Annotated in this window: 3 protein-coding genes, 1 tRNA gene and 1 pseudogene; 3 read left to right on the forward strand and 2 right to left on the reverse strand. The window is 73.1% G+C overall.

The annotated features are described in order from the left end of the window. Positions 1–604: pseudogene (locus tag DZG00_RS14320) on the reverse strand (GTP-binding protein); the annotation flags it as partial. A gap of 44 nt (positions 605–648) precedes the next feature. Here DZG00_RS14320 and ykgO point away from each other — a divergent pair. Together ykgO and DZG00_RS14330 are read left to right on the forward strand one after the other, a co-directional pair. Next, positions 649–771 carry a type B 50S ribosomal protein L36 gene (gene ykgO / locus DZG00_RS14325; RefSeq protein WP_011931244.1) on the forward strand — a complete coding sequence of 41 codons (123 nt, stop codon included), beginning with the start codon at positions 649–651 and terminating at the stop codon, positions 769–771. 132 nt (positions 772–903) lie between these two features. Continuing rightward, positions 904–1,743, forward strand: coding sequence for an SDR family oxidoreductase (locus DZG00_RS14330; protein WP_119382031.1), 840 nt, complete (start codon positions 904–906; stop codon positions 1,741–1,743). 73 nt (positions 1,744–1,816) lie between these two features. On the opposite strand, the gene DZG00_RS14335 is transcribed toward DZG00_RS14330, so the two are convergent. Continuing rightward, positions 1,817–1,903, reverse strand: a tRNA-Leu gene (locus tag DZG00_RS14335). A gap of 199 nt (positions 1,904–2,102) precedes the next feature. Here DZG00_RS14335 and DZG00_RS14340 point away from each other — a divergent pair. Further along, a partial coding sequence (locus tag DZG00_RS14340) for an FHA domain-containing protein (protein ID WP_119455763.1) occupies positions 2,103–2,701 on the forward strand: 599 nt, incomplete at its 3' end.

The raw sequence follows: 2,701 nt of genomic DNA on the forward strand, positions 1-2,701 counted from the left end.
CCACGTCGCCCCAGCGCGGCAGCCGGTCGAGCGCGAGCGGACGGCGGGCGTCGAGCACCGCGGCGCGCGGCGCGAGCCGACGCACGAGCGCGAGCAGCGGGCCGCGCGACTCCAGCGGCACGCGCGCCATGCCGGTCAGCACCACCACGGTCGCGTACTCCACGAGGTCCACGAGCGTCTCGGCCTCGTCGAACGCGTCCTCGACGCGGCCGAACGCGATCCCCTGCAGGCGGTCGGCGGGCACGACCGAGACGACGTGCCGCAGTCCGAAGCCGGATCCCGAGCCGCCGAGCGCGCGCTGCAGCTCCTGCTCCCGGCGCAGCAGCATGTCGAGCTGCATCCCGGTCGCGCGCGCGTCGGCGGTCGCGGGGATTCCGACGACAGCCTCCGCGCCCGGCCCGCGCTCGGCGAGGTCGTCGAGGAAGCGCGCGATGGGCTCGACCGGATCCGTCTCCTCGGGCGGCAGCACGAGGAGCGACGCGGCGGCGTCGTCCACGGCGTCGCGCAGCACCTGGCGGAGCGCGGATCCCTCGCCCACCACGAGGACGACGCCCGACGGCGGCTGCGGGTACGCGGGCAGGGGCAGGTGGTCGCGAGCGGGCATGGCTGTAGTCTATTGAGAACAGTTCTCACGAAAGGACCACACCCATGAAGGTGCGCAACTCGATCAAGGCCCTGAAGAAGCTCCCCGGCGCGCAGGTCGTGCGCCGCCGCGGCCGCGTCTTCGTCATCAACAAGCAGAACCCGCGGAACAAGGCCCGCCAGGGCTGACCCGCGCGGCCGGGACGGGCGCGCGCTCCGGCCGCACCCGTCCCCGGACCCTCCCTGCGCTGTCAACCCCCGCGTCACGAGCGCGCTCCCGGAGTCGGATGGACGGACACCACCCCGAGCGAAGGAGCGCGCATGTCACAGCCCGAGCAGCAGCAGGACGTCCCCGGCACCGAGGCCGACCTCACCCCGCAGGCCGACCACGGCGAGGGGAGCTACCGCGGATCCGGCCGGCTCCAGGGCAAGGCCGCGGTCATCACCGGCGCGGACAGCGGCATCGGCAAGGCCGTCGCGCTGGCCTACGCGCGCGAGGGCGCCGACGTCCTCATCCACCACCTCTCCGAGGACGAGGACGCCGCAGACACCCGCCGCCTCGTCGAGGAGGCCGGCCGGAGGGCGGTCGTCGTGCGCGGCGACCTCGCCGACCCCGCCCACTGCCGCGAGGTCATCGCGCAGGCGGTGGACGCGTTCGGCCGCGTCGACGTGCTCGTCAGCAACGCGGCGTTCCAGATGTCCCGCGAGTCCATCGTCGACACCCCGGACGAGGAGTGGGACCGCACCATCGCCACCAACCTCAGCGCGTTCTTCCACCTGACGAAGGCGGCCGTGCAGCACATGGCGCCCGGCTCCTCGATCATCGGCACCACGTCGATCAACTCCGACACCCCGCCGCCGTCCCTGCTGGCCTACAGCGCGACGAAGGCCGGGATCGCGAACATGGTCGGCGCCCTCGCGCAGATGCTCGCGGAGAAGGGGATCCGCGCCAACAGCGTCGCGCCCGGCCCGATCTGGACCCCGCTCATCCCCTCGACCATGCCCCCGGAGGACGTCGCGTCGTTCGGCGAGCAGGTGCCGATGGGCCGTCCCGGTCAGCCGGCCGAGGTCGCGCCCGTGTTCGTGATGCTCGCGAGCGACGAGGCGAGCTACGTGTCGGGGGCGCGCGTCGCCGTCACGGGCGGGCAGCCCATCCTGTAGCGGGCGACGCCGTCGGAGAATCCATCCGGGAAGACGGAAGGCCCCCGGATCATCCGGGGGCCTTCTGCTCTGCTGGTGCGCGAGGGGGGACTTGAACCCCCACGTCCTCACGGACACACGGACCTGAACCGTGCGCGTCTACCAATTCCGCCACTCGCGCCAACCGGACGACATTATCACGCCGCGGAGCCGATCCTGCGCCGCGACGGGGACGGACGGGCGCCCCCTGCACCCGGCCGCAGGCCCCGCGAGCGCCCGCCGCGCACCCGCCACGTGGCCGGTGTCCAGGGCGACGCCTCGTGAGTTGGCTACGATCGCTCTATTCATCCGCGGAAGGACCGCGCGAGGACGGATCACACGTGGGAATCCTGGACAACTTCGAGAAGGGCCTCGAGCGCGCCGTCAACGGCGCCTTCGTGAAGACCTTCAAGTCCGGCCTGCAGCCCGTGGAGATCGCCGCGCAGCTGCGCCGCGAGCTCGACACCCACGCCGCCGTCGTCGACCGCGACCTCATCCTCGTGCCCAACTCCTTCACCCTCCGCGTCTCCCGCGCCGACGCCGAGCGCATGGCGAGCATCGGCACCACCCTCACCGACCAGCTGCGCCAGGCGGTCGAGAAGCACGCCTCCTCGCAGGGCTACCAGTTCGCCGGCGCGGTGCAGGTGGGCTTCCGCGAGGACGACTCCATCTCCGAGGGCGTGCTCGAGATCGACAGCCGCACGGCCGAGGGCAGCGTCACGTGGATGCCCGTGGTCGACGTCGCCGGCACCCGCCACCCGCTCCCCGTGGGCCGCACGGTCATCGGCCGCGGCAGCGACGCGGACATCACGGTCGACGACCCGGGCACGTCCCGCCGTCACGTCGAGATCGCGTGGGACGGATCCCGCGCCCAGGTCCGCGACCTCGGCTCCACGAACGGCTCCGAGCTGAACGGCGCGCCCGTCACGAAGGCGCCGCT

The organism is Clavibacter lycopersici (assembly GCF_003576405.1).
Classification (GTDB): Bacteria; Actinomycetota; Actinomycetes; order Actinomycetales; family Microbacteriaceae; genus Clavibacter; species Clavibacter lycopersici.

What these genes read in the sequence shown, in the direction of transcription:
- ykgO (WP_011931244.1), top strand. Translation starts at nt 649, where the DNA reads ATGAAGGTGCGCAACTCGATCAAGGCCCTGAAGAAGCTCCCCGGCGCG.
- DZG00_RS14330 (WP_119382031.1), top strand. Translation starts at nt 904, where the DNA reads ATGTCACAGCCCGAGCAGCAGCAGGACGTCCCCGGCACCGAGGCCGAC.